The sequence below is a fragment of the Candidatus Leptofilum sp. genome, assembly GCF_965223525.1.
Taxonomy (GTDB): Bacteria; Chloroflexota; Anaerolineae; order Promineifilales; family Promineifilaceae; genus Leptofilum.
Genome location: NZ_OZ245005.1, coordinates 846,153 through 866,932, shown reverse-complemented (window position 1 = coordinate 866,932; position 20,780 = coordinate 846,153). Strand labels below are relative to the sequence as shown.

The 20,780-nt window shown below is 50.4% G+C and carries 18 protein-coding genes; 7 read left to right on the top strand and 11 right to left on the bottom strand.

The features are described from left to right. Nucleotides 1-45: 45 nt before the first annotated feature. The 4 genes from ACOQPM_RS20795 to ACOQPM_RS20780 all read left to right on the top strand — a co-directional run bounded on the left by ACOQPM_RS20795 (nucleotide 46) and on the right by ACOQPM_RS20780 (nucleotide 4,875). Nucleotides 46-1,281, top strand: coding sequence for a glycosyltransferase (locus ACOQPM_RS20795; RefSeq protein WP_420632174.1), 1,236 nt, complete (start codon nucleotides 46-48; stop codon nucleotides 1,279-1,281). A gap of 22 nt (nucleotides 1,282-1,303) precedes the next feature. After that, complete coding sequence (locus ACOQPM_RS20790) at nucleotides 1,304-2,281, top strand: GHMP kinase (RefSeq protein ID WP_420632173.1); 978 nt, start codon at nucleotides 1,304-1,306, stop codon at nucleotides 2,279-2,281. A 159-nt stretch (nucleotides 2,282-2,440) separates the two neighbouring features. Then, the gene (locus ACOQPM_RS20785) at nucleotides 2,441-3,028 is read left to right on the top strand and encodes a D-sedoheptulose-7-phosphate isomerase (protein WP_420632172.1); all 588 of its coding nucleotides are present in this window, start codon (nucleotides 2,441-2,443) and stop codon (nucleotides 3,026-3,028) included. A 185-nt stretch (nucleotides 3,029-3,213) separates the two neighbouring features. Beyond that, nucleotides 3,214-4,875 carry a polysaccharide biosynthesis tyrosine autokinase gene (locus ACOQPM_RS20780; RefSeq protein ID WP_420632171.1) on the top strand — a complete coding sequence of 554 codons (1,662 nt, stop codon included), beginning with the start codon at nucleotides 3,214-3,216 and terminating at the stop codon, nucleotides 4,873-4,875. A 50-nt stretch (nucleotides 4,876-4,925) separates the two neighbouring features. Here the strand turns inward: ACOQPM_RS20780 and ACOQPM_RS20775 are convergent, their stop codons facing one another. From ACOQPM_RS20775 to ACOQPM_RS20760, 4 genes are all read right to left on the bottom strand, one after another. Then, nucleotides 4,926-5,486, bottom strand: coding sequence for a D-glycero-alpha-D-manno-heptose-1,7-bisphosphate 7-phosphatase (locus ACOQPM_RS20775; RefSeq protein WP_420632170.1), 561 nt, complete (start codon nucleotides 5,484-5,486; stop codon nucleotides 4,926-4,928). Nucleotides 5,487-5,502: 16 nt separating this feature from the next. Next, on the bottom strand, nucleotides 5,503-6,663 hold the full coding sequence (locus ACOQPM_RS20770) for a hypothetical protein (RefSeq protein ID WP_420632169.1): 1,161 nt from the start codon (nucleotides 6,661-6,663) through the stop codon (nucleotides 5,503-5,505). Nucleotides 6,664-6,716: 53 nt separating this feature from the next. Further along, a complete protein-coding gene (locus ACOQPM_RS20765; RefSeq protein ID WP_420632168.1) occupies nucleotides 6,717-7,403 on the bottom strand; it encodes an SOS response-associated peptidase in 687 nt (228 codons plus the stop codon). Between the two features lie 81 nt (nucleotides 7,404-7,484). Further along, nucleotides 7,485-7,691, bottom strand: a complete 207-nt coding sequence (locus ACOQPM_RS20760; protein WP_420632167.1) for a hypothetical protein — start codon at nucleotides 7,689-7,691, stop codon at nucleotides 7,485-7,487. Between the two features lie 182 nt (nucleotides 7,692-7,873). On the opposite strand from ACOQPM_RS20760, the gene ACOQPM_RS20755 reads away from it, so the two are divergent. The 3 genes from ACOQPM_RS20755 (at nucleotide 7,874) to rpe (ending at nucleotide 11,394) form a co-directional block, all read left to right on the top strand. After that, complete coding sequence (locus ACOQPM_RS20755) at nucleotides 7,874-8,644, top strand: 3-hydroxyacyl-CoA dehydrogenase (RefSeq protein ID WP_420632166.1); 771 nt, start codon at nucleotides 7,874-7,876, stop codon at nucleotides 8,642-8,644. A 64-nt stretch (nucleotides 8,645-8,708) separates the two neighbouring features. Next, nucleotides 8,709-10,697 (top strand): transketolase, encoded by a 1,989-nt coding sequence (gene tkt, locus ACOQPM_RS20750; RefSeq protein WP_420632165.1) that lies wholly within the window; start codon nucleotides 8,709-8,711, stop codon nucleotides 10,695-10,697. Between the two features lie 4 nt (nucleotides 10,698-10,701). Further along, nucleotides 10,702-11,394 carry a ribulose-phosphate 3-epimerase gene (gene rpe, locus ACOQPM_RS20745; RefSeq protein ID WP_420632164.1) on the top strand — a complete coding sequence of 231 codons (693 nt, stop codon included), beginning with the start codon at nucleotides 10,702-10,704 and terminating at the stop codon, nucleotides 11,392-11,394. Between the two features lie 31 nt (nucleotides 11,395-11,425). Here rpe and ACOQPM_RS20740 read toward each other — a convergent pair whose 3' ends face one another. The 7 genes from ACOQPM_RS20740 to ACOQPM_RS20710 form a co-directional block, all read right to left on the bottom strand. After that, on the bottom strand, nucleotides 11,426-12,715 hold the full coding sequence (locus ACOQPM_RS20740) for an NAD(P)/FAD-dependent oxidoreductase (RefSeq protein ID WP_420632163.1): 1,290 nt from the start codon (nucleotides 12,713-12,715) through the stop codon (nucleotides 11,426-11,428). A 203-nt stretch (nucleotides 12,716-12,918) separates the two neighbouring features. Then, a protein-coding gene (locus ACOQPM_RS20735) for an IS5 family transposase (protein WP_420630785.1) occupies nucleotides 12,919-13,735 on the bottom strand; the annotation gives its coding sequence in 2 pieces (ribosomal slippage) (nucleotides 12,919-13,360 and nucleotides 13,359-13,735; 819 coding nt in all). A gap of 112 nt (nucleotides 13,736-13,847) precedes the next feature. Then, nucleotides 13,848-14,498, bottom strand: coding sequence for a GTP cyclohydrolase I FolE (folE, locus tag ACOQPM_RS20730; protein WP_420632162.1), 651 nt, complete (start codon nucleotides 14,496-14,498; stop codon nucleotides 13,848-13,850). Nucleotides 14,499-14,965: 467 nt separating this feature from the next. Continuing rightward, on the bottom strand, nucleotides 14,966-16,153 hold the full coding sequence (locus tag ACOQPM_RS20725) for a hypothetical protein (RefSeq protein WP_420632161.1): 1,188 nt from the start codon (nucleotides 16,151-16,153) through the stop codon (nucleotides 14,966-14,968). Nucleotides 16,154-16,220: 67 nt separating this feature from the next. After that, nucleotides 16,221-17,219, bottom strand: a complete 999-nt coding sequence (locus ACOQPM_RS20720; RefSeq protein ID WP_420632160.1) for a tRNA dihydrouridine synthase — start codon at nucleotides 17,217-17,219, stop codon at nucleotides 16,221-16,223. Between the two features lie 182 nt (nucleotides 17,220-17,401). After that, a complete protein-coding gene (locus tag ACOQPM_RS20715; RefSeq protein ID WP_420632159.1) occupies nucleotides 17,402-19,039 on the bottom strand; it encodes a VWA domain-containing protein in 1,638 nt (545 codons plus the stop codon). Nucleotides 19,040-19,126: 87 nt separating this feature from the next. Further along, entirely contained in the window at nucleotides 19,127-20,755 is a 1,629-nt protein-coding gene (locus tag ACOQPM_RS20710) for an ABC transporter substrate-binding protein (protein WP_420632158.1), read from the bottom strand. Between the last annotated feature and the right edge of the window lie 25 nt (nucleotides 20,756-20,780).

Below are 20,780 nucleotides of genomic sequence, written 5' to 3'. Positions count from 1 at the left end.
AACAACTTCAACAAAAGCTGGCTTAAATTCGGAAAAGAGTCTTTCATGAACGTATTGTTTATTGTGCCTTATGTACCTAATCTTGTGCGGACACGGCCGTATAACCTCATACGCCATCTGGCCGCCAGGGGGAACCGGGTCACCGTTCTCACCATCTGGGCCAATGAACAGGAACGTGCCGATTTAGCCCATCTGAAAGAAATTTGCCACGAGGTTCACGCCATTTCTATGCCTTTGTGGCACTCACTTTTCAATAGTGCTTTAGCCTTACCCAAGCCCAAAACACCATTACAAAGCGTTTACTCCTGGAAGCCCTCACTGGTTTCTGCAATTGGCGGCAACGGTGCGTATGATGTTGTTCATGTCGAGCATTTGCGTGGCTCACGGTATGGCCTGTACCTGAAGCAGCACACCAATTTACCGGTGGTTTGGGATAGCGTAGATTGCATTACCCATCTGTTCCGGCAAGCTGCTTCTCAAAGCAAAAGCCTCAAGGGGCGGTTTCGTAGTTGGCTGGATTTAGAGCGCACGGCTCGGTACGAGGGGTGGCTGCTGGATAAATTCAATCATATTTTGGTTACGTCGCCAGTAGATCGCGAAGCATTGCTTAAATTACGGCCGAACAGCAGCAACCCAGCCCCTATTTCTGTGTTGGGCAACGGGGTGGATGTGGAACATTTTTGCCCCGATCCGACGGTTGAGCGGGAACCAGCTACTTTAGTTATCAGTGGCAAGATGAGCTACCATGCCAATGTCACTATGACGCTGCACCTGGTTAACAAGATTATGCCCCATGTCTGGCAGCAGTGTCCGGATGCCAAGCTGCTGGTGGTGGGCAAAGACCCCACGCGCGAAATTGAGGCACTGGCTGAGAATCCCAACATTGTGGTCACGGGCACTGTGGACGCATTGCCACCGTATTTGCAAAAAGCCACCGTTGCCGTAGCTCCCATCACTTACGGAGCGGGCATTCAGAATAAAATTTTAGAGGCGATGGGTTGCGGTACGCCGGTTGTTACGACGCCACACGCTGTGTCTGCGCTGTGCATCGAACCAGATCGCGATCTTTTGGTTGCTGACGCACCAGAAAGTTACGCACAGGCTATTTTATCTATCATCGAAAACCCGCAGCGGCAGGAGGATTTGGGGAGAAACGGCCGTACGTACGTAGAACAACATCACCATTGGCCCAATGTTGCTGCTCGGTTAGAAACTATTTATGCTGAGGCCATAGAAACAGCATCAAGCCAAGCATCGCGCTCTCTCGGCTTGCAGTCATGACAACGACCGGAGTACAGAAATCATGATTATTATTCAGACCCCTTTGCGCGTAAGTTTGTTTGGTGGGGGTACCGATTTTCCATCTTATTATTTAGAAAATGGCGGATGTGTACTTTCTTCTGCCATTGATAAATACATTTTTGTCACCATCAAAAAGCGCTTTGATGACAAGCTGCGTATTGGGTACACACGCACCGAGATGATTGATTCCGTCAATGAAATCAACCACGAGCTTATCCGTGAGGCCATGCGCCTAACCGGTATTGAGAAAGGCGTAGAAATTACCACCATGGGCGATATTCCTGACCAGGGGTCTGGCCTGGGTTCGTCCAGCACGGTGACTGTGGGCGCATTGCACGCTATGTATGCCTACAAAAAAGAGCTGGTTCTCACTGAGCGTCTGGCTGCTGAGGCCTGCCGCATTGAGCGAGAAATTTTGGGCAAGCCCATAGGTATCCAGGATCAATACATTGCTGCTTATGGTGGACTCCGGTTTATGGAGTTTACAACCAGTGGCGATGTGGTGACGCATCGCCTGGAGTTAAGCGAACGCACGATGCGTCGTCTAAGCGACAATTTGCTGCTCTTTTTTACGGGCGTAACCCGCAAAGCAGACACCATTCTCAAAGAGCAAAAGACAAACATCAAAGATAAGCTCGCCACTTTGTCTGAAATGAAGCAGATTGCACACGTTGCCTGCAATGAAATTCAAAAAGAAAATATTGAAGCTGTAGGTACGCTCCTTCACGAGAGTTGGATGCTGAAGAAGCAGTTAGCCAGCCAAATTAGCAATAGTGCTCTGGATGATATGTACGCTACAGCGCGCAAAGCTGGCGCTATTGGTGGCAAGATTTCTGGAGCAGGTGGGGGTGGCTTTTTGCTGCTTTACGTACCGCGTGGCCAGCAAGAGCAGGTACGTGACGCCTTGAAGGATTTCCAGGAATATCCCTTTAAGCTGGGTCAGGATGGTAGTAAAGTCATTTTTGACTATCAACGTTGATATGTAAAAGCGGGGAAGTTATTGAAAATAAGAAGCACCTATTCTCCCGCTTTTACTTGAATAAATCACAATTGCGTGGCTCAATTTTCATCAAAATACTTTTTGTGATTTACAGATTACCGAAAATCGTTTGTTTGACGGTAAGATTGGGAGTGTAATATGACTGTTGTACAAAAATATTTTGCAGATTTAAAAGACACGATTGATTTGTTGGAAGAGGCACCGATAGAAACGGCCGTATCCGCTCTGCACAACGCACGTTTAAACGAGAAGCAAATTTTTGTCATGGGTAATGGCGGTAGTGCGTCTACCGCCACGCATTTTGTATGTGACCTGAACAAAAACACGCGGGCCGATTGGCTGCCACATTTTCGCCTGATTGGGTTAACCGACAACATGGCCATCTTTGCTGCTTATGCCAACGACGAAGGATATGAAAATGTCTTTGTGAAGCAGCTAGCCAATTTTTTGCGCCCTGGCGACGTGGTTGTAGGTATTTCCGCCAGCGGAAACTCTGAAAATGTGCTTCGTGCCATTCAATACGCCAATGAAACCGGAGAAAACACAACCATCGGTTTAACGGGCTTTTCTTCTGGCAAGCTGGGGCCAATGGTGGATATTCACATGCACGTACCGAGTGATAATATTGAGCAAGTTGAAGATCTTCATTTAGTACTGGCACACCTCATGACAACGGCCTTAAAGCAAAAAGTGCAAGAGGAGAAACAGCTTCAACTTCACACATAATTTAATTAGACTGTACCAGACCAGCTTTACGTCAAATCATTACAGCCATCATTCACCAACTTTTGACTAAGCAATATAGGGTTTTCCCTGTATTGCTTTTACTTGTTTTACTGCTTATGCACCTGAGTGCTTGTAAAGTGAGCTATACTATTAGCGGCATTTTTTAATTGAAATAGGATTACGCAATGGAAATTGATATTAGAGAATATTTGGCTCCGTTAAGAAAGTGGTGGTGGATGATCGCAATTACGACGTTTGTTGCGGCCGTTGCCAGCTTTTTTGCTACTCGTCAGCAAGTTCCGGTTTATCGCTCTTACACGCGATTGGCAATTGGTAACTACTTAGAATCCACCGATGTGAGCAATAACGACTTCTCAACCACAAGGCAGTTGGCAACAGCATATGTAGAAATTGCTAACCAGCCTGGGTTTAGCCGCGATGCAGCCCAGGCTCTTGGCTTGGATGTACTGCCCAGAGATATTGACATCCGCCAGGTGAATGACACCAACTTTGTAGACATTACGGTAACGGATACTGATCCTACTCGGTCTATGGCGGTGGCAGCGGAGCTGGCTCGGCAACTTTCTTTGCGTACACCAACGGGTCAAGACAGTGGTGATCAGGAGTTTGTTCAAGGCTTGTTAACTGATTACCAAACTAAAATTGAAGACACTCAGGATCAAATTGCGGCTAAAGAGGAAGAGATTGGCGAATTGATCAGCGCGCGTGATATTTCTGTGGCCACTGGTGAACTGAACACACTAGAAAATAACCTACAAAATTTAACGCAGCGGTACACAGAATTGCTTTCTCTAACGCAGGAAGGGGCTACAAACTCGGTACAGATTGTTGACCCGGCAACCGAAGGAACGCTGGTGAACAGCAACAGCATTATTTCTGTGATTACGGCCGCAGGGATTGGCTTTGTTTTGTCGGCGTCGGCAGCTTATTTGCTGGAGTACCTAGACGACACGGTGAAGACGCCAGAACAGATTGCGAAGCTGGGAAATATTCCAACATTGGCAGGCATTGCCTACATTGATTCTGAGGATGAAAGCAAGCTGGTGACGGTGACAGATACGCGATCACCCGTGGCTGAGGCGTACCGTGTGTTACGCACCGCCATTCAATTTTCTGTGGTTGATAAGAAAAACTCAATTTTGCTAATGACCAGCGGTGTGCCGTCTGAGGGTAAGAGCACCACAGCGGGGAACCTGGCGGTTGTGTTGTCACAAGCTGGCAATAATGTGGTGCTGATTGACGGCGATTTGAGACGGCCGTCTCAACACAATGTCTTCAATTTGCCAAACAAGCGCGGTCTCACGAGTCTGTTACTGAAGCTGAACGTGGATGATTCCGACATTGAAGTCCGTAATTTGGTTGAAGATACCGTGCAACCCACCCAGGTGGAAGGTTTGCAAGTCATGACTTGCGGCCCTATTCCGCCTAATCCGTCCGAACTGCTTGGTTCGGCAAAAATGCGACATCTGCTGGATGTATTGGACAGGCAGTATGATTTTGTCGTCATTGATAGCCCGCCGGTGCTGTCCGTGACGGATGCGGCCGTTTTGAGTGCAACGGCTGGTACAACTTTAGTGGTCGTTCGGGCAAACAAGAGCCGTAAAGACGAGTTCAAACAGGTTGTAGAACGGTTGGCAGATGTGAATGCAAATCTGGCAGGTGCGGTGCTCAACTCGCTCAAAGCTGGTAGTGAAGGGCATGACTTCTACTATTATTACAAAGACCCGTACTACACTTATGGTGATGAACCAGACAAAGATGCTGGTGAGCCAAAGAGCAAGCTGCGTAAGCGGTTCCTCCGCGGCCAGGAAGCTGTACAATCCTAAACGATACTTAAAAAGACAGCCCGACGTGAGGAAATTGCGTCGGGCTTTTTTTATGCTTGTAGGGGAAATAAATGATTTAGGGCAGTTTCCAAATTGGCAAAAATAGCGAATGGGGGCACTTCTTTTGCTTTCGGCAATTTTGCCTGGTCTTTTCCTCGGCCAGTGAGTAGCAAAATGGCCTGCTTTACGCCAGCCGCCTGCCCAGCCTGAATGTCGGTGAGGGCATCACCTATCATGTAGGAATTTGCCAGATCGAGGTTATGTTCTTCGGCGGCTTGAAGGAGCATGCCGGGTCGCGGTTTGCGGCACGGGTCGTTTGTGCCTGGTTTGGCAGGGCATAGGTAGCTGGCGTCTATACGGCCGTTCCCCGCCCGTACCACATCCAAAATGCGCTCGTTAAGAGCAACGGCCGTCTCCAAAGAAATGATGCCGCGCCCCACCGCTGACTGGTTTGTGACCACAATGATCTTGTATGGAATTTCCTGAATTCGTGCTAATGCGGCCAATGCCTGCGGGAAAAATTCCACGTCTTCCCAGCTACGCACGTAGTTAGCCCGATTTTCAATAAAAACGCCGTCGCGGTCTAGGAAAAGGGCAGGGTGCCTTGACATAAAGTTATCCTTGTGTTTATCTGTCCGATGAGAAGACGAGCGTTCCCCAGCTAGTTGGATCATTTGGATTTAAAACGGAAGACTCTGAGGCTGCACAAGATGATTGTATGCCAAATCCAATAACCCCTTGGACGTTAGGATAGTAAACCCGTAATGATAATGGGTTAAACAAATAATCTTCATGAGATTGAATGCCCCAGCCAGGCGTTAGATTTTGAAGCGAATTAGTTGCTAGCCCAAAAAACTCTAAAGGGAACGAGATTTCTACGGGGAATGTATTGGCATACAATGGATGATTTTCATCGGTTTGCTGGCCGACGGCCGTCCTAATATCAAAGTTGTTTCTATTGGTGTTAGAGATTATTTCTATGGTCAATACTCCCCTATTGTCAACCGACACCTCTATAATTGTGTCATCGTTATAGGGTTCCGTATTGTGAAAGTCTTCTTCGAGACTACTATCAAATGCTAGTTGAACCTTTTCACCTAATAGTAGCCGGAATTTGAGATACAAATTTTCATTGTCCCAAATAAAATGTGCACCCCCACTCAACCGGCAACTTTGGTAAGTCAAGCTAGAATCATAGCCAGGAATGGCATATTCTACTTGCTGCCAGTTATCAAAGTTGCCATCAATTGTAATTGATTCGTTTACATACGGAGCTAAGATAATTGGGCTTTGGGCTCGAATCTGGGTTGGTTTAAAGTCTGCGGATACTGTAGCAAAAACAGGATCGTGATCAGTTCCCCAATTTGTGGCAACTTCCCACTCTGGCAAGGGTGATGACGCAGCTTCCCATCTTTCCTGTCTTTCTGAATCGAAAATAACGATGCCATTTTGATTAACTGGAATTGTTACATTTGTGAAGATAATCGGTGGCATGGGGGTGGGTGTAACTTGATCATTGGAGGGCGTGGCCGGGGGATGACTCCACCAAGTTGGTGCTGCCGTTGGTGTGGAAGTTAGCATGTTTATGTGAGGTGAAGGTTGCGATGAGGGATTTAGTAGATGTGTTGGTGTTGCGGTTAATGTACTTTGTGCGGCGACATTAGCTTGTGCCGTTGAATTTTCCAATTGAGGATAGCGGATTTCACTGGGAGGCAAGGCTGCATTGCCGTTGGTGCAGGCTGATATGAAGAAACTGCACGCCAGAACTACGCAAACAATTTTTTTCATCAGGTTAATAAGCTGCCCCAAATGCTCCCATATGAAAATAGTTGATTACCTGGTTATGCAACTGGCTGGATACACTCTGGCACGTCGTTGCGAGGGCTGTTGACGATCGTGCTAACTGGGTAGGCTCTCATTTTTTCGGCGGGATACGGCCGTAACAAATGCAATCCCAGTTCCGGGTTCGGCTCCGGGTTTAGCCACAAATCAAAATCTTCCGGCTCCACAATGACTGGCATTCGGTTGTGGATGGGTGCCATCAGTTCATTGGGCGTTGTGGTGAGGATGGTGCAGGTTTGTAGCGATGAGCCGTCCGGATCGCGCCACACTTCCCACAGACCTGCCAGGGCAAACGGCCGTTCTTCGCCATCAACTGGGCGAATAAACGTGGGTTGCTTACCACTGCCCAGCTTTCGCCACTCGTAAAAGCCATCGGCAGGAATGAGACAACGCCGCCGCTTAAAAGCCGCCCGAAACGACGGTTTTTCGGCAACTGTTTCTGAGCGGGCGTTGATCATGCGCGAGCCAATTTTTATATCTTTTGCCCAGGAAGGAACGAGCCCCCAACGAAAGAAAGTCAGCTCTCGTCCGCCGTTTTCGCCGAGGCGAATGGCGGTTACGGACTGTGTAGGCGCAATGTTGTATCGGGGGACTGAAGGTGGGAGTGCTGCAACGGCCGTTTCTGGCACGTCAAATTGCATCGCTAACTGCTCAGTTGGGGTCATCAAAGCAAACCGTCCACACATTACAGACTCCTTTTTCAGTTATCAGTAATCTGTGGCCAGTAATCAGTGTAACTCTACTGAATACTGCTTACCGATTACTGATTACCGACCACCGGTAGGCCGTCTCCGCGCCTTACAATTCAAGTTCTGGTTACTGGTATGTCGCCAGTAAAAAGCGACAACAGATTTTTTCATCGTGCGCCGCTGACGCAATAGTAATACACCGCTACATTGGGGGCAAATTGCTTCTGAGGGCGCGTCTTCTGCAGCGGTAATGGCCGTTCCATCTGGTAAAATTGCTTCTTTCATACGGACTCTTGATGTTTAAAAATGGGTCTCGGAGGAGATTTGGATTTTCATTTGCATTTTAGACACCATAAAGATTCCCAAGTCACTTATGTTGCAGATTTTGCTGTTGCGAACGGCCGCATGCGCTTGTTACAATTCCACCATCAAATCACTGTTCTTCTGAACAAACTGGAGACAAATTTATGAACGTTCAAGGGTCAACCTTTTTAATTACAGGGGGTAGCTCTGGTCTGGGGACGGCTACAGCCGCCCGCTTGGTGAATGCTGGAGGGAATGTCGTTATTGCTGATCTTAATAGCGAAGCAGGTGAAGCGTTAGCCGCCGAGCTTGGTGATAATGCTACCTTCGTTAATTGCAATGTTGCCTCTGCTGAAGATGTGCAAGAGGCAGTGGATACGGCCGTATCCACATTCGGTGGTCTTCACGGAGCCATTAACTGTGCCGGCATCGCCATCGCCACAAAAGTGCTGGGGCGCGACGGTAGCCCTCACGATTTAGATGCCTTCAGTAAGGTAATTCAGGTTAACCTTATCGGAACATTTAACGTTATTCGGCTGGCAGCGGCGATGATGGCCAAGTCTGAACCCAACGAAGCGGGCGAACGCGGTGTTATCATCAACACCGCGTCTGTGGCTGCGTTTGATGGCCAGATGGGGCAGGCTGCTTACTCAGCCTCCAAAGGTGGCGTGGTGGGTATGACCTTACCCATTGCCCGTGATTTAGCCCGCAGCGGCATTCGCGTTATGACCATTGCCCCAGGCATCTTTGAGACGCCAATGTTGGCTGGCCTGCCAGAAAAAGCCCGCATTTCATTAGGACAGCAGGTGCCTTTCCCATCACGATTAGGCCGCCCAGACGAGTATGCTGCTCTGGCCCAGCACATTATTGAAAACGAAATGCTTAATGGCGAAGTTATTCGCCTGGATGGAGCCATCCGCATGGCTCCTCGCTAAATACGCAGAGAAGTTCGATTTCTTAACAAAATCGAACTTCTAAATGGCACAATTGGAGAAATTGATGAGTGATTACAATTTAGACCTACACCGCCAGGCAGCAAACACCATTCGTGGTTTGACGATGGATGCGGTACAAAAAGCAGGCGAAGGGCATCCCGGAATGCCGATGGGCATGGCCGACGTGGCCGTGGTGCTGTGGACGCAATTTTTGCGCCACAACCCGCAAGACCCCACCTGGCCAGACCGGGATCGCTTTGTCTTGTCGGCTGGGCATGGCTCCATGCTCATCTACAGCCTGCTGCACCTGAGTGGCTATGATTTGCCGCTGGAAGAGCTAAAACGGTTCCGCCAGTGGGATAGCAAAACCCCTGGTCATCCAGAAAATTTCCACACAATTGGCGTAGAAACCACCACTGGCCCGCTAGGGCAGGGCATTACCAATGCCGTTGGCATGGCTCTGGCAGAGCGGTGGCTGGCAGCGCGTTTTAACCGCCCTGACCACGCCATTGTGGATCATTATACCTACGTCATTGCTGGGGACGGGGATTTGATGGAAGGTATTTCTCAGGAAGCTGCGTCTCTAGCTGGGCATTTGGGTTTGAGCAAGCTGATTGTGCTGTACGATGACAATCGCATCACCATTGACGGCACAACGGACATCGCCTTTACTGAAGATGTGATGGCGCGATTTGCTGCCTATGGCTGGCACACGCAAAAGGTAAACGGACACGATCCGCTGGCTGTGAAGGCGGCTATCGAAAGTGCCAGGGCTGAAGGGGAACGGCCGTCTATCATTGCCTGTCGTACACATATTGGGTATGGCAGTCCTAACAAGCAAGATACCTCTGGTGTGCATGGCTCTGCCCTGGGTGATGAGGAGATTGTACTCACCAAACAAGCGTTGGATTGGCCGACCGAGCCACTTTTCTACATTCCTGAGGCTGCGCGTGACTTTATGAAGATGGACGGCCGTTTCCAAAGCGAATGGGAAATTGTGTGGGAAAATTACCTGGTCAACTACCCAGAAGATGCAAAGCGTTTTAAGCAATTTCTGAACGGCGAATTACCCGCCCATTGGGATGATATTTTACCAACGTTTGAAGTGGATAAAAGCATGGCCACCCGCGCCTCATCGGGGCAGGTGCTAAACGCTATTGCCCCCCATGTGCCTTACTTACTGGGTGGCTCTGCTGATCTTACTGGCTCCAACAAAACCGACCTTAAGGGAGAAGCGGCACTGGCGAAGGATGATTTTAGTGGCCGCTACATCTATTTTGGCGTACGTGAACACGCGATGGGCGGCATCTTGAACGGCATGTCGCTGCACGGTGGCATACGGCCGTACGGAGGCACCTTCCTCGTCTTTTCTGACTATATGCGTGGCTCTGTCCGCCTCTCTGCCCTGATGGGTGAGCCAGTTATTTACGTCTTCACCCACGACAGCATCGGCCTGGGCACTGATGGCCCAACCCACCAACCAGTCGAGCATATCATGTCCCTGCGCGCCATGCCCAACATGACTGTAATCAGACCGGCCGATGGGGCAGAAACGGCCGTTGCCTGGCGCTTGGCATTAGAAAATAAATCTGGCCCCACCTCACTCGTCCTCACCCGTCAGGGCGTGCCCAACCTGGACCGAAGCAAATATGCCGCCGCCGCTGGCGCAGCCAAAGGCGCATACGTTCTCAGCGATGCTCCTAATCCACAGGTGCTGTTGCTGGCCACTGGCTCCGAAGTGCAAATTGCCCTGGAAGCGCAGGAAAAATTGGCAGAGAAAGGCGTGGCGGCTCGCGTGGTATCCATGCCCAGTTGGGAACTTTTCGCCGCGCAAGACGCCGCCTATCAGGAATCAGTGCTGCCCACGTCGGTCACTGCCCGCGTCTCCATTGAAGCAGGTGTAACGCTGGGCTGGGAACGGTATCTTGGCTTGTCGGGCACGGCGATTGGCCTGGAGCGATACGGCGCATCAGCACCGCATAAGGATATTTTTCAAAATCTTGGCCTCACCGCTGACACAATGGTCGAAGCAGCATTGGCATTGTTAGGATAAGCAAATGGCTCATCTTCCTGTAAAAATTGCACCTTCCATTCTGGCTGCGGATTTCACCCGCCTGGGGGAACACATTTCTGAAGCGATTGTAGGCGGCGCGGACTGGCTGCATGTGGACGTGATGGACGGCCGTTTCGTCCCCAACATCTCTTTTGGCGTGATGATTCCGCAGGCGATACGGCCGTTGGCCGACGCCGCCAATGTGCCTTTAGATGTCCACCTCATGATTGAAGAACCAGACCGCTACCTGACCCAGTTTGCCGGAGCTGGTGCCGCTCGGCTCACAGTTCATGCCGAAGCAACGCGCCATCTGCACCGCACCGTGCAGGCAATCAAGGAGCTGGGCGTGAAGGCGGGTGTGGCACTCAATCCGGCGACTTCGTTAACGGCCGTAGAAGAAATCCTGCCCGATGTCGATCTTGTTCTTGTTATGACCGTAAATCCAGGCTTTGGCGGGCAGCAATACATTCCACAAAGTACGGACAAGGTTCGCCGTCTGCGCCAACTGCTCACCCAGCGACGCAGCAATGCTTGGCTTCAGGTTGACGGGGGCATAAGTGCCAAAAATGCGGCGGAAGTGGCAGTTGCTGGCGCGACTTCACTCGTCGCTGGCAGCGCCGTCTTCGGCGGCGAAAAACCGGTGGCAGAAAACATCGCCGAAATAAAAAACCACGTCCGCACCGCCTTCTCAATTTAAGTAGCCGCGGATTCTTTCCGCGCCACTGGAGCTAGAGATTGGAAGCTTTCCCCTCTTGCGGCCCCTGCTCCAAAATGATCCGCACAGAGCGATCATAGGTGAAGTAATTCCACATCCAGTTAATAAACACATTTAGCCGATTGCGAAAGCCAAGAAGCGTGACCAGATGCAAAGCCAGCCAAGCCAGCCAGGCTAAATAACCGCGCATCGGGATTTTATTGTAAATCCAGGCAACGGCGCGGCGGCGGCCAATGGTGGCCATAATGCCTCGATCGTGATAGCGAAACGGCCGTTTCTCCTGCCCACCAATCTCCGCCAAAATGTTTTCAGCCGCCAATTCACCTTGCTGCTGTGCCACTGGAATCATCATCGGGTAGCCACCACCAGACGGCCGTTCCAAATAAGTCATATCCCCAACCGCATAAATGCCCGGGCGGTCTGGCACTTCGGTTGTGGGCAAAATAGAGACTTGCCCGGCGCGGTTTAGCGGAACGTCGAGCATTTCTGCCAAAGGCGACCCCTTAACGCCAGCCGCCCACACCAGCGTTTTTGTTCTAATCATCGTCCGATCTGCCAAAGTAACGTGATCGGCCGTCACCTCTTTTACCGGGCTACCCAATTGCACCTCTACGCCAAGAGAACGAAGCTGCTCCAGAGCGGCTTGTTGCAATTTGTCCGGGTAAGGAGCCAGCAAAAAGGGCTGCATTTCGATTAAAATGACCCGCGTTTCCAGCTCATGGTGTAGATATTCTCGGTTAAGCACATGATTATAAAGCTCGTAAATAGCACCAGCCGTTTCCAGACCAGTTGGCCCGCCGCCCACAACCACAATCGTGGTCATCGCTTCTTGAACAGCTTCATCTTCCTCCCACGCCGCTTCTTCAAACAGGGTCAAAACGTGGTTGCGTAGCTCAACGGCATCGCTCAGCGTCCGCAATTCCAACGAGTTTTCACGGAAAGCATCCTGGCCGAAGTAGGTGGGTACACTGCCAGAAGCCAGAATCAGATAATCGTACGCTTCCTGCACAGTTTGTGCGCCAATTTGAATCGTGACGCTCTTCTTCGTGTAGTCAATATCAGTAACCATGCCCAACAAGCTGCGAATGTTTTTGTTCTTGCGAAAGATAGTGCGTACCGGGTATGCAATTTCGGACGGATCGAGGGCGCAAGTGGCAACTTGGTAGAGCAGGGGGGTAAATGTATGAAAGTTATTGCGGTCAATGAGCAACACATCAACTGGTTTATTTGCTAAGGCACGGGCTGCAAATAAGCCGCCAAAACCTGCCCCAACAATAATAACGCGAGGCTGTTTCGTATTCATTTTGTTACTTCCTTTTGCTTTTGTTGGGTTAGGAGCAAACGTTAAATTTTTCTGGTTTGCTCACAAAAGCAACGAGTTGTTGATACTATAAAAAATACCTATTGTGATATTTTTCACATATTATACACAAAAAATTTTGAAATGACTATCTGTCGTTTCCACTCCAAACTCAGTACCAAATAACAATAGACTTCTTGCAAAAGTCACTTTAATCCAAGTGACAGATTGTAAATTGCAGAAATCAGGTTAAATCGCAAGCCAAATCGTTTGCGCCGATTGCGATATCGCTCTTTCAAAATACGAAATATCTTGAGCTTGCCAATCACGTGCTCGCCATAGATTCTGGCTTTCGCCAAGGCTCGATTCGCTGCTTTTTCCTCTTTGGTGAGAGGATGATGCTTTGACTTCTTTTTAGGTATCTTACTGTTGTTGTGAATCTCAACGATGCCTTGATATCCTGAATCAGCCAAGCATGTTATGGTTGGTATCATCCCTTGACAACTCTGTTTGAACAGCTTGAAATCATGTTTCTTGCCTTCACTAAAGGCTGTGGCCACAATTTCCAGGGTTGCTAAGTTGACAATGACCTGTGCTTTTTGCGTGTGATACTTTTTCTTACCACTAAAATGTCTCTTTTGTTTTTTTGGGTCGTTCGATCGGTTGTTCTGTGGCATCAACAATAACAACCTCAATGAGCGTATCATTTGTTTGCAGCTTTTTCTTGCTTGGTAATGTAAATTGGTCAGACGCGATCAGCGCATTTTCAACTTGTTGGATTATCCGACAAACAGCTGACTCGCTAATTCCATAAGCTTGGCCGATATGAAACTGGGTACGATATTCTCGCCAATACATCAGGGTCAACAAGAGCTGGTTGGCCCGTGATAATTTAGGTGGTATACCAAAGGTGGGCATTGTTTTTTCTAAAATTGCCACCATTTGCTTAAAGATTGGGTGTGGAACACCTGTTAACCGTTTAAATTTTGCATCGGATAGGTTTTGAATCTCAGCATATTTCATCTAGCAATTATGCCTGATTTTTCACTTATGCAAGAGGTCTAATTAAACTCGAAACAAAAAAAGCAGCAGCCATTATCGGGTGCTGCTTTTTTTGAAGGAGGAAGGAAGATGTTTATTTGCGAAGTTGATCCATAAATTCGCGGCGAAGCTCTCGATCTTCTTTGTATTTGCCCAGCATGGTGCTGGTCATCATTTTAGGGTGTTCTTTCTTTACGCCGCGCATCATGGAGCACATGTGGGAGCCTTCTAAAACAACAGCCACGCCCTGCGGCTGTAGAACTTCATCAATCATTTCGGCGATTTGGCGGGTCATGCGCTCTTGCACTTGCAGGCGGCGGGCAAACATCTCGACGATGCGTGGAATTTTGGAGAGGCCAATCACTTTGTCTGACGGAATGTAGGCGATGTGGGCGCGGCCAAAGAAGGGAAGCATGTGGTGTTCGCACATGGAGAAATATTCAATTTCCTTGACAATAACTGGATCGTCGTAATCCACGTCGAACAGGGCGTTGTTAACGAGTTTGATAGGGTCTGTGGCGTAGCCTGCCAAGATTTCGTCGTACATGCGGGCAATGCGGTCTGGGGTGCCAAGTAAGCCTTCTCTGTCGGGATTTTCCCCAACGTTGGTTAGGATGGCGCGTACGGCCGTTTCGATTGCTTCTTTGGCTTCTGTTTTGTCAATTTGGGCTTCAACGTGGGCGGTTTTACCGTTCGCATGACCATTGGCATGATAGCCGTTGAATTCTTTGATTCCGTTTAACATAGTTGTTCTCCTCGATGCTGCCTGTTTGCCCGACAGCGCTTATGTATAACCATTGGGCGCAGCGTTGCCTGGTGAGGCAGTGGGATGCAAATGCGCTTGGTTGTTGAATATCCATAGTTAAGACAATTTTGCCATCTATTTTGTCACACATTGCTAGGGAAGGGGTAGGGTCAAAAATGAGGGCAGTTTGTCTTGCGGCTTTACCTGTTGTTTTGATGTGGTTTACGGCCGTTTCCTTACTAAATTTTCCTGTCAAGCCCAATTGTATACTTATTGTTGATATTCTGTCAACATTTAGGCTTTGATCTGTTCATCTTTTACTTATAAATAGGACAATTTCTGGGCAAAAAATGAGGGGTTAGACATCATTAGCACAGGGATTGTATGTGGGAACAGCCGTATCTAAGCCAAAACCGAGGGGTAGCTCATCCTCAAATGCCGGCCTCTCGCGTTTGATAACGCGAAAACTACTGACTCTGACTATCCTCACCTAAATTATTGCGAGGGTGCAGAGAAGCTAGCATATCTTCGAGTCGTTTTTGCTCATTGTCTCGCAAAATTTCATACTGAGTCATAAGTTCCGAATTATTGATTGCTGAAGCCGCCTCAAATGCGAGTTCAAAGATCACTAAAGTTATGAACCGGGATTGGCTAATGAGCATATGTGCCCAATAAAATGCCTCCGATTTTATTTTGTCGTTCTTGTCACAATCTAAGCTTAACTGTAAGGCTGTAGTTATTACAAAACGCCCTAAGCCACTTGTGTTCCAGCCTTTATATATTTCAAGGTCTGGCTGGCAATTTTTAAGTTCTGTCCATGCTTTTAGCAGTGAACCAGAAAGTCTATACAGTTCAGCTAATGTTTGGGTTTTAGAGATTCTATCGAAAGGCGAGTCGCACAATTTTAGCGCAATTTTTTGGGCATCAATTGCCAGACTAAAGTCACCCAATACTTTAGCCCGACCTACAATATTGGCTAAATTACTTTTTTGGATAAACTCATTACCTTTTTCATAGTCTTGATTCAGATGATCGTTAAACCACTCTCTAACCAAAATTCGTCCTGTTTGAAATTCTTTAAATGTTATCGCTCTATCAATTAAAGTAATTCGTCTTTCTTTTTCGACTGTGTCGGGATAGGCGCGTGCAACTTCCTCAAACCAATCTCGCAATCTTTCTTCATCCAGGTAATCGTCAACAATCGAACCGTCTACTCTTTCCAGAATTCTAAGACTCACGGGGTTGGTTGACTGTTTTAGATATTCAATTGTCTTTTGCACACCCGCAGAAAATACTTTTTCAATATCCAGGCCGCAATATGTGTCGAAATTGGCTTCTTTCGCTTCAAAAAACAAGAACACGTTCTCAAGGTTTTTGTATTTCGCCAGAAGATAGGTGCTGATGTGTAATGAGTAAAGAAGGCCGGAGGCCTTTTGGTGCATCTTTACTTCATTTTGGACAATAAATCGAAGCAGTTTTTCATCTGAGGTTGACCAGTTGTATTGAAGCGCAATGATGAGAGCATATCTAGCATTACTATTTTTATCGAGAATGCTTCCATCTTTATCCTTGAATGGGGAAAAGGAAAATTGGTTCCATAGACTTTCGTCATTTCGGATGTCTGGGAGCAATAATTCAGCTTCTTTCGGAGTCATATATACCAACTAATTTTTGTTATGAGAGATTGAGAAACTGGTTTTGTTCAATTGTCTGGAGTACGGATTAAGTATTAGCAGCTTGTAGATTTTTGAGCGGGGTTTGGGTGGAAACGGCCGTTTCCACCCAAACCAAAATCTCCTCAAACTCTGCAAATGACTCAGTGCTCAATAACTGATCCAGCGCGAGATTAGGAATATCTTCAAGATAACGCTTCAAATGCTTGCGGAACTGGCGCAGGCCAGGGGCTTCGCCGTAATAATTCACCATTTCCCAGGCGTGCAGGCGTGCTGCCTTAATGATCTCATCCACGGCTAACTCTTCGCGTCGCTGGCGGGCAAAAATCCACGGGTTGCCGATGGCAGCACGGCCAATCATCACCGCGTCGCAGCCAGTGTGGGCCTTCATTCGGCCAATGTCCTCCGGCATTTGCACATCTCCGTTGCCGATGACGGGCACGCTGACCGTCTGCTTCAGCTCGGCGATGGCGTCCCAGTTGGCGTTGCCGCCGTACTTTTGCACTTTGGTACGGCCGTGCATGGCAATTAGCGCCGCCCCGTTTTGCTCCAAAATACGGCCGATTTCCAAAAAGTTCTCTTGCGTAGAGTCCCACCCTAGCCGAATTTTGCCAGTGACTGGGACCTCCAGGTTTTGGCTGAGCAGCCTAAACGTCTCCTCGATGAGCGCAGGTTGGGGCATCATACCTACGCCCGCGCCGCGCCCGCTTACCTTGCGCGTGGCGCAGCCCATGTTGATGTCGATAATGTCTGGCCCCCACTCCTGAATACGCAGAGCCGCATCCAGAAGCATTTGGGCATTGTTGCCGAAAATCTGGAACACCATCGGATGTTCGCCCGGCTGCGCGTCCAACCGACGGCGAAACCGTTCGTGGACGCGCTTACCCAGCAGCGCCTCGACGGGGACGAACTCAGTGTAGTGCATGGCGGAGCCGTAGGCGCGGCACAGCGCCCGGTATGGCACGTCCGAATACCCGGCCATCGGGGCCAGGATGGCGTCGCCAAAGACAGGCACGTTGCCCACGGTGAATAGCGGTTGTTGCGTCATAGAGGGTATTTTAACAAAAAACGTGCGGTAGGGGCGAGGCAGTGGCGAATCGTGTTGGTCGGTGCGTGAAATTTTTGCCAGCCACCGCCTCGCCCACGTTTCTGGCATGTGGGCGACGCAATCGGAGAGAAGTTAGTTCGTTTTGCCAATATTTGGCCGATTGCATCGCCCCTACGACGGGGTTATCGTCCCACGCCGACGCTGCCGCCAAAGGCAGCCGACATCTCTTCGTAAATGGCAGCAATGGAGGCTTCATCGCCGACGAAAAAGTTGCCGTTGGCCTGGATGGCCAGCCGTTCTAGCGTGTTTTCATCGGCGTCGCCGCCATAGGCAATGGTGAAGACGGTGGCATCGTTGGCCAACGCCTCCTGCATGGCCGTGGCCGAGTTGAAGCGGTAGCTGCGCGTATCTTGACCATCGGTCAAGACAACCATCGCGTTGGCGGTGGAGGGCAAGCTCGTTTCTGTCAGCAAGGCGGAGCCGTCGCCAATGGCGTCAAACAGCGTGGTGTCGCCGACGGCGCTCAAGTCGTTGATGGCATTGATGATTTTGTCCCGATTTTCGCCCACCAACACGTGGCGCACGATGAGTTCTGGCTCGGTGCTGAAGGCGATGAGCGAGATGTAATCGTCGTCTCCCATTTGGCTGACAAACTGAACGGCCGCTTCCTGCATGTTACGAATTTTAGAGCCGCGCATACTGCCAGAGGTGTCCAGCAACATCACCAGGTTCACATCTTTGCGGGCTTCTTGCCACAGCTCCTGCACGGCAAAAATGGAAGCCGTCGAGGGGGCATCAAAAATTAGCGCGGGTTGGCTGGGGTCAATGGCTTCGGTGGCGGGCAGGGAGATGGCCGAATCTACTGGGCGTAAGCCATTATCAGCCGCCAACTGCTGCCCTTCTGCGCTTAACAAATAGTCCCGGAAGAGAGCGGCCGCTTCCCTCTCAGCAGCCGTCACAGAATCACGCACACAGGCAGGGAATTCTGCTATGAAGGTGCCCTCCAGCGGGTAAATGGCCACGATATTATCGCCGCCTAGCTGGGCAACGTTGGCCTCGTACATAATGCCCGCCGTCAGGTAATCCACACCTCGCTCGGCCATGGTTGTTGCCAACGATTGGGTGCTGCTGCTGAACCAGGTGACGCCGCCTTCAAAGGCGCCCACGCTGGCCTGCACAATCGGCTGACCAATGTCGCCTACGCTTACGGCATCTGTCTTGGATTCGGCGGCTTGCACAATGGCCAGCAGGGTGCTGGCACCAGAGCCAGACAGGCCAGGGTGCGTATGGCCCAGCTTAAACGATTGGCCGAGCGTGCCGCCACTGTAATAGTTCCAGGCGGCAGGGTCAGCGGCCAAACTGCCGATGTCTAGCCAGCCCAGCGGTAGGCCGGGCCAGCCTAGTGCCTCGGCCACTTCGCGCCACATGCCAATGACCAGCGGACTTTGCGCCACGCTCTCACAGTCGTTTTGGAAGCTGTTGTCGCCGTCGTCGGCCAGCACGTCTGTCCAAACGGCCTCCTCTGGCAGCCAGAGGGCGATGCTGGGATCAGCTTGCAAAGCGGCAATGGCTTCGCCGGACTCCACGGCGTTCACAATCACAAAAACGGGGTCACCGCTGCTGGTTTCAGCTTCGGAGTCGTTGAAGGTAGTGACGGCCGTTTCTAGCCAAGGCGCGGCCGTCGTATTGGCCATCACATTGACAACCACCGCATTGCTGGGAATGCCATCCCCACTCAGGCCAAACAGGCCACAAGCCATCATGGGCAAGGCTAACAGGATAAAAAGCAGGGGAAACCCGCGAAAGTTTTTTAATTTCATAAAAATCCTCAAACTCGTGTGCTGTGGCCGATCTCCTGACCGTGCCGCCAAGTGGCGCGGTCAGGAGACCGGCCACAGCTAGAGTTATTAGCGTCCGGCCGTGACTAATGTCAGTTCTACAAAGCGATCTTGTGCTTGCAGATTAGGATCATCCGTACCGCGACGGTCTTCTGGCGGCAGCGTGGCTTCCACAATAAAGCGGGCAGGATCAATGCCTTGCGATACCAGGTAATCCACCACGCTCTGCGCCCGGCCCTCGGCCACTTCCAGAATTTCATCTTCGGTGTATGGTGGGTCGTTGGCGGGCCAGGCAGAAGAGCCGCGCACACGCAGGAATAGGCCGATGGATTGGGACATGGTAGGAACCACACAGTCATCCAAAATACGGCGGGATTCCAGCGTTAGCTCGGTGGATTCTGGCAAGAAGGCAAAGGTGCGGCAGGGCAGCACGGCTAGCGTGGCGGCAGCATCGGTAGAGACGCCAGACAAATCAACCTGTGCCGAAATGGAGAAGGTGTCGTTGACAGGACGGCCGTTCGGCTGCAAGCTAGGTTGATCGGCCGCACGCAGCACAAAACCTGCGTTCACCAGATCGTTTACGTCATCATCGGGAATGTTCACGTCAGAGGCTGCCCAAACGCGGCGAGCAATTTCTAGCCGGGAGATGATGGGGCGCGTGTCCCGCATCACAAAGGCGTTATCGCCCAGGTCGGCCTGCGCCACGCTTTCTAACCACAGAATAAAGTCGTCGCTGGCGGTTTCGGGGTAGACGAAGCTCCAGTCGTTATTGCCCCAGGCTGCGATTTGGGAAGCGGCCGTATCAAAATCTTCTACTTGTGATTTGAGGGTGTCGAACCAGGCGTTGTGGAAATTTTGTACCAGATCGGCATTGGTTTGGATGGATTGGCGGGAGGTGACGATGACGTCGATGACGATGCGTAGCTCTTCGGAACTGAGCAGCTTCACGCCGCCGCTTTGCTCGGCGTCGTAAATATTAGGTTCCCAGGCAGAGACCACATCGGCCTGGCCATTGTTGAAGACGTCAATGGCATCTTCTACGCTATCTTGAGGCACCAGCGTTACCTGCGAACGTGGGCTAAGCTGGGCGATGGAGAGGGCGTAGTAGACGAAATATTCACCCACGCTGTCGCTGGCAAAGGCAATGCGTTTGCCGGACAGGTCGTTGATGGTTTCGATGTCGCGGCCCCAAAGCTGGTCGGCTCCTGCGCTTTCATCCACGATGGCGGTGATGACGCCAGGACTGGAGAGGGCCACGGAGTCTAGCGTGGTGAGCAGGCAGCTCCACTGACCAGAGTCTAGCAGAGCCGTGCGCTGCCCTTCGGTGATGTCGTATTCATCGGTGAGGAAGAAGGGGATGATGCCCAGATGGAAGCCGTGCTCGATGTCTTTGCCGCTCATTTGCATTTGCTGGAGCGTGAAGTAGCTGCCGAAGGCGTCAGCGCCGCAGATGTAGGTGGGCAGCCCGTCTTCGGCGTCGTAGTTTGGCCCCCAGATAGGGTCTGGCGAGTCGAGATCAATCTCGCTGACGGTGGCGCCGTTGTTGTTGCTGCTACTATTGTTGTTGGTTTCGGTTACGGCCGTATCCCCGTCGTCGGTCAGGTTGCCAATGATGCTGTAGGCAGCGACGCCGCAAATAACCAAGGCGGCGACGCCTATGATGGCGATGAAGATAATTCGGGTGCGATCTAGGTTCATGTGCTTTTCCTCAGAAAAAATGATT

Bases quoted from the DNA above. Each gene is read 5' to 3' on its own strand.
- ACOQPM_RS20795 (WP_420632174.1), top strand. From the start codon at position 46: ATGAACGTATTGTTTATTGTGCCTTATGTACCTAATCTTGTGCGGACA.
- ACOQPM_RS20790 (WP_420632173.1), top strand. From the start codon at position 1,304: ATGATTATTATTCAGACCCCTTTGCGCGTAAGTTTGTTTGGTGGGGGT.
- ACOQPM_RS20785 (WP_420632172.1), top strand. From the start codon at position 2,441: ATGACTGTTGTACAAAAATATTTTGCAGATTTAAAAGACACGATTGAT.
- ACOQPM_RS20780 (WP_420632171.1), top strand. From the start codon at position 3,214: ATGGAAATTGATATTAGAGAATATTTGGCTCCGTTAAGAAAGTGGTGG.
- ACOQPM_RS20775 (WP_420632170.1), bottom strand. From the start codon at position 5,486: ATGTCAAGGCACCCTGCCCTTTTCCTAGACCGCGACGGCGTTTTTATT.
- ACOQPM_RS20770 (WP_420632169.1), bottom strand. From the start codon at position 6,663: ATGAAAAAAATTGTTTGCGTAGTTCTGGCGTGCAGTTTCTTCATATCA.
- ACOQPM_RS20765 (WP_420632168.1), bottom strand. From the start codon at position 7,403: ATGTGTGGACGGTTTGCTTTGATGACCCCAACTGAGCAGTTAGCGATG.
- ACOQPM_RS20760 (WP_420632167.1), bottom strand. From the start codon at position 7,691: ATGAAAGAAGCAATTTTACCAGATGGAACGGCCATTACCGCTGCAGAA.
- ACOQPM_RS20755 (WP_420632166.1), top strand. From the start codon at position 7,874: ATGAACGTTCAAGGGTCAACCTTTTTAATTACAGGGGGTAGCTCTGGT.
- tkt (WP_420632165.1), top strand. From the start codon at position 8,709: ATGAGTGATTACAATTTAGACCTACACCGCCAGGCAGCAAACACCATT.
- rpe (WP_420632164.1), top strand. From the start codon at position 10,702: ATGGCTCATCTTCCTGTAAAAATTGCACCTTCCATTCTGGCTGCGGAT.
- ACOQPM_RS20740 (WP_420632163.1), bottom strand. From the start codon at position 12,715: ATGAATACGAAACAGCCTCGCGTTATTATTGTTGGGGCAGGTTTTGGC.
- folE (WP_420632162.1), bottom strand. From the start codon at position 14,498: ATGTTAAACGGAATCAAAGAATTCAACGGCTATCATGCCAATGGTCAT.
- ACOQPM_RS20725 (WP_420632161.1), bottom strand. From the start codon at position 16,153: ATGACTCCGAAAGAAGCTGAATTATTGCTCCCAGACATCCGAAATGAC.
- ACOQPM_RS20720 (WP_420632160.1), bottom strand. From the start codon at position 17,219: ATGACGCAACAACCGCTATTCACCGTGGGCAACGTGCCTGTCTTTGGC.
- ACOQPM_RS20715 (WP_420632159.1), bottom strand. From the start codon at position 19,039: ATGAAATTAAAAAACTTTCGCGGGTTTCCCCTGCTTTTTATCCTGTTA.
- ACOQPM_RS20710 (WP_420632158.1), bottom strand. From the start codon at position 20,755: ATGAACCTAGATCGCACCCGAATTATCTTCATCGCCATCATAGGCGTC.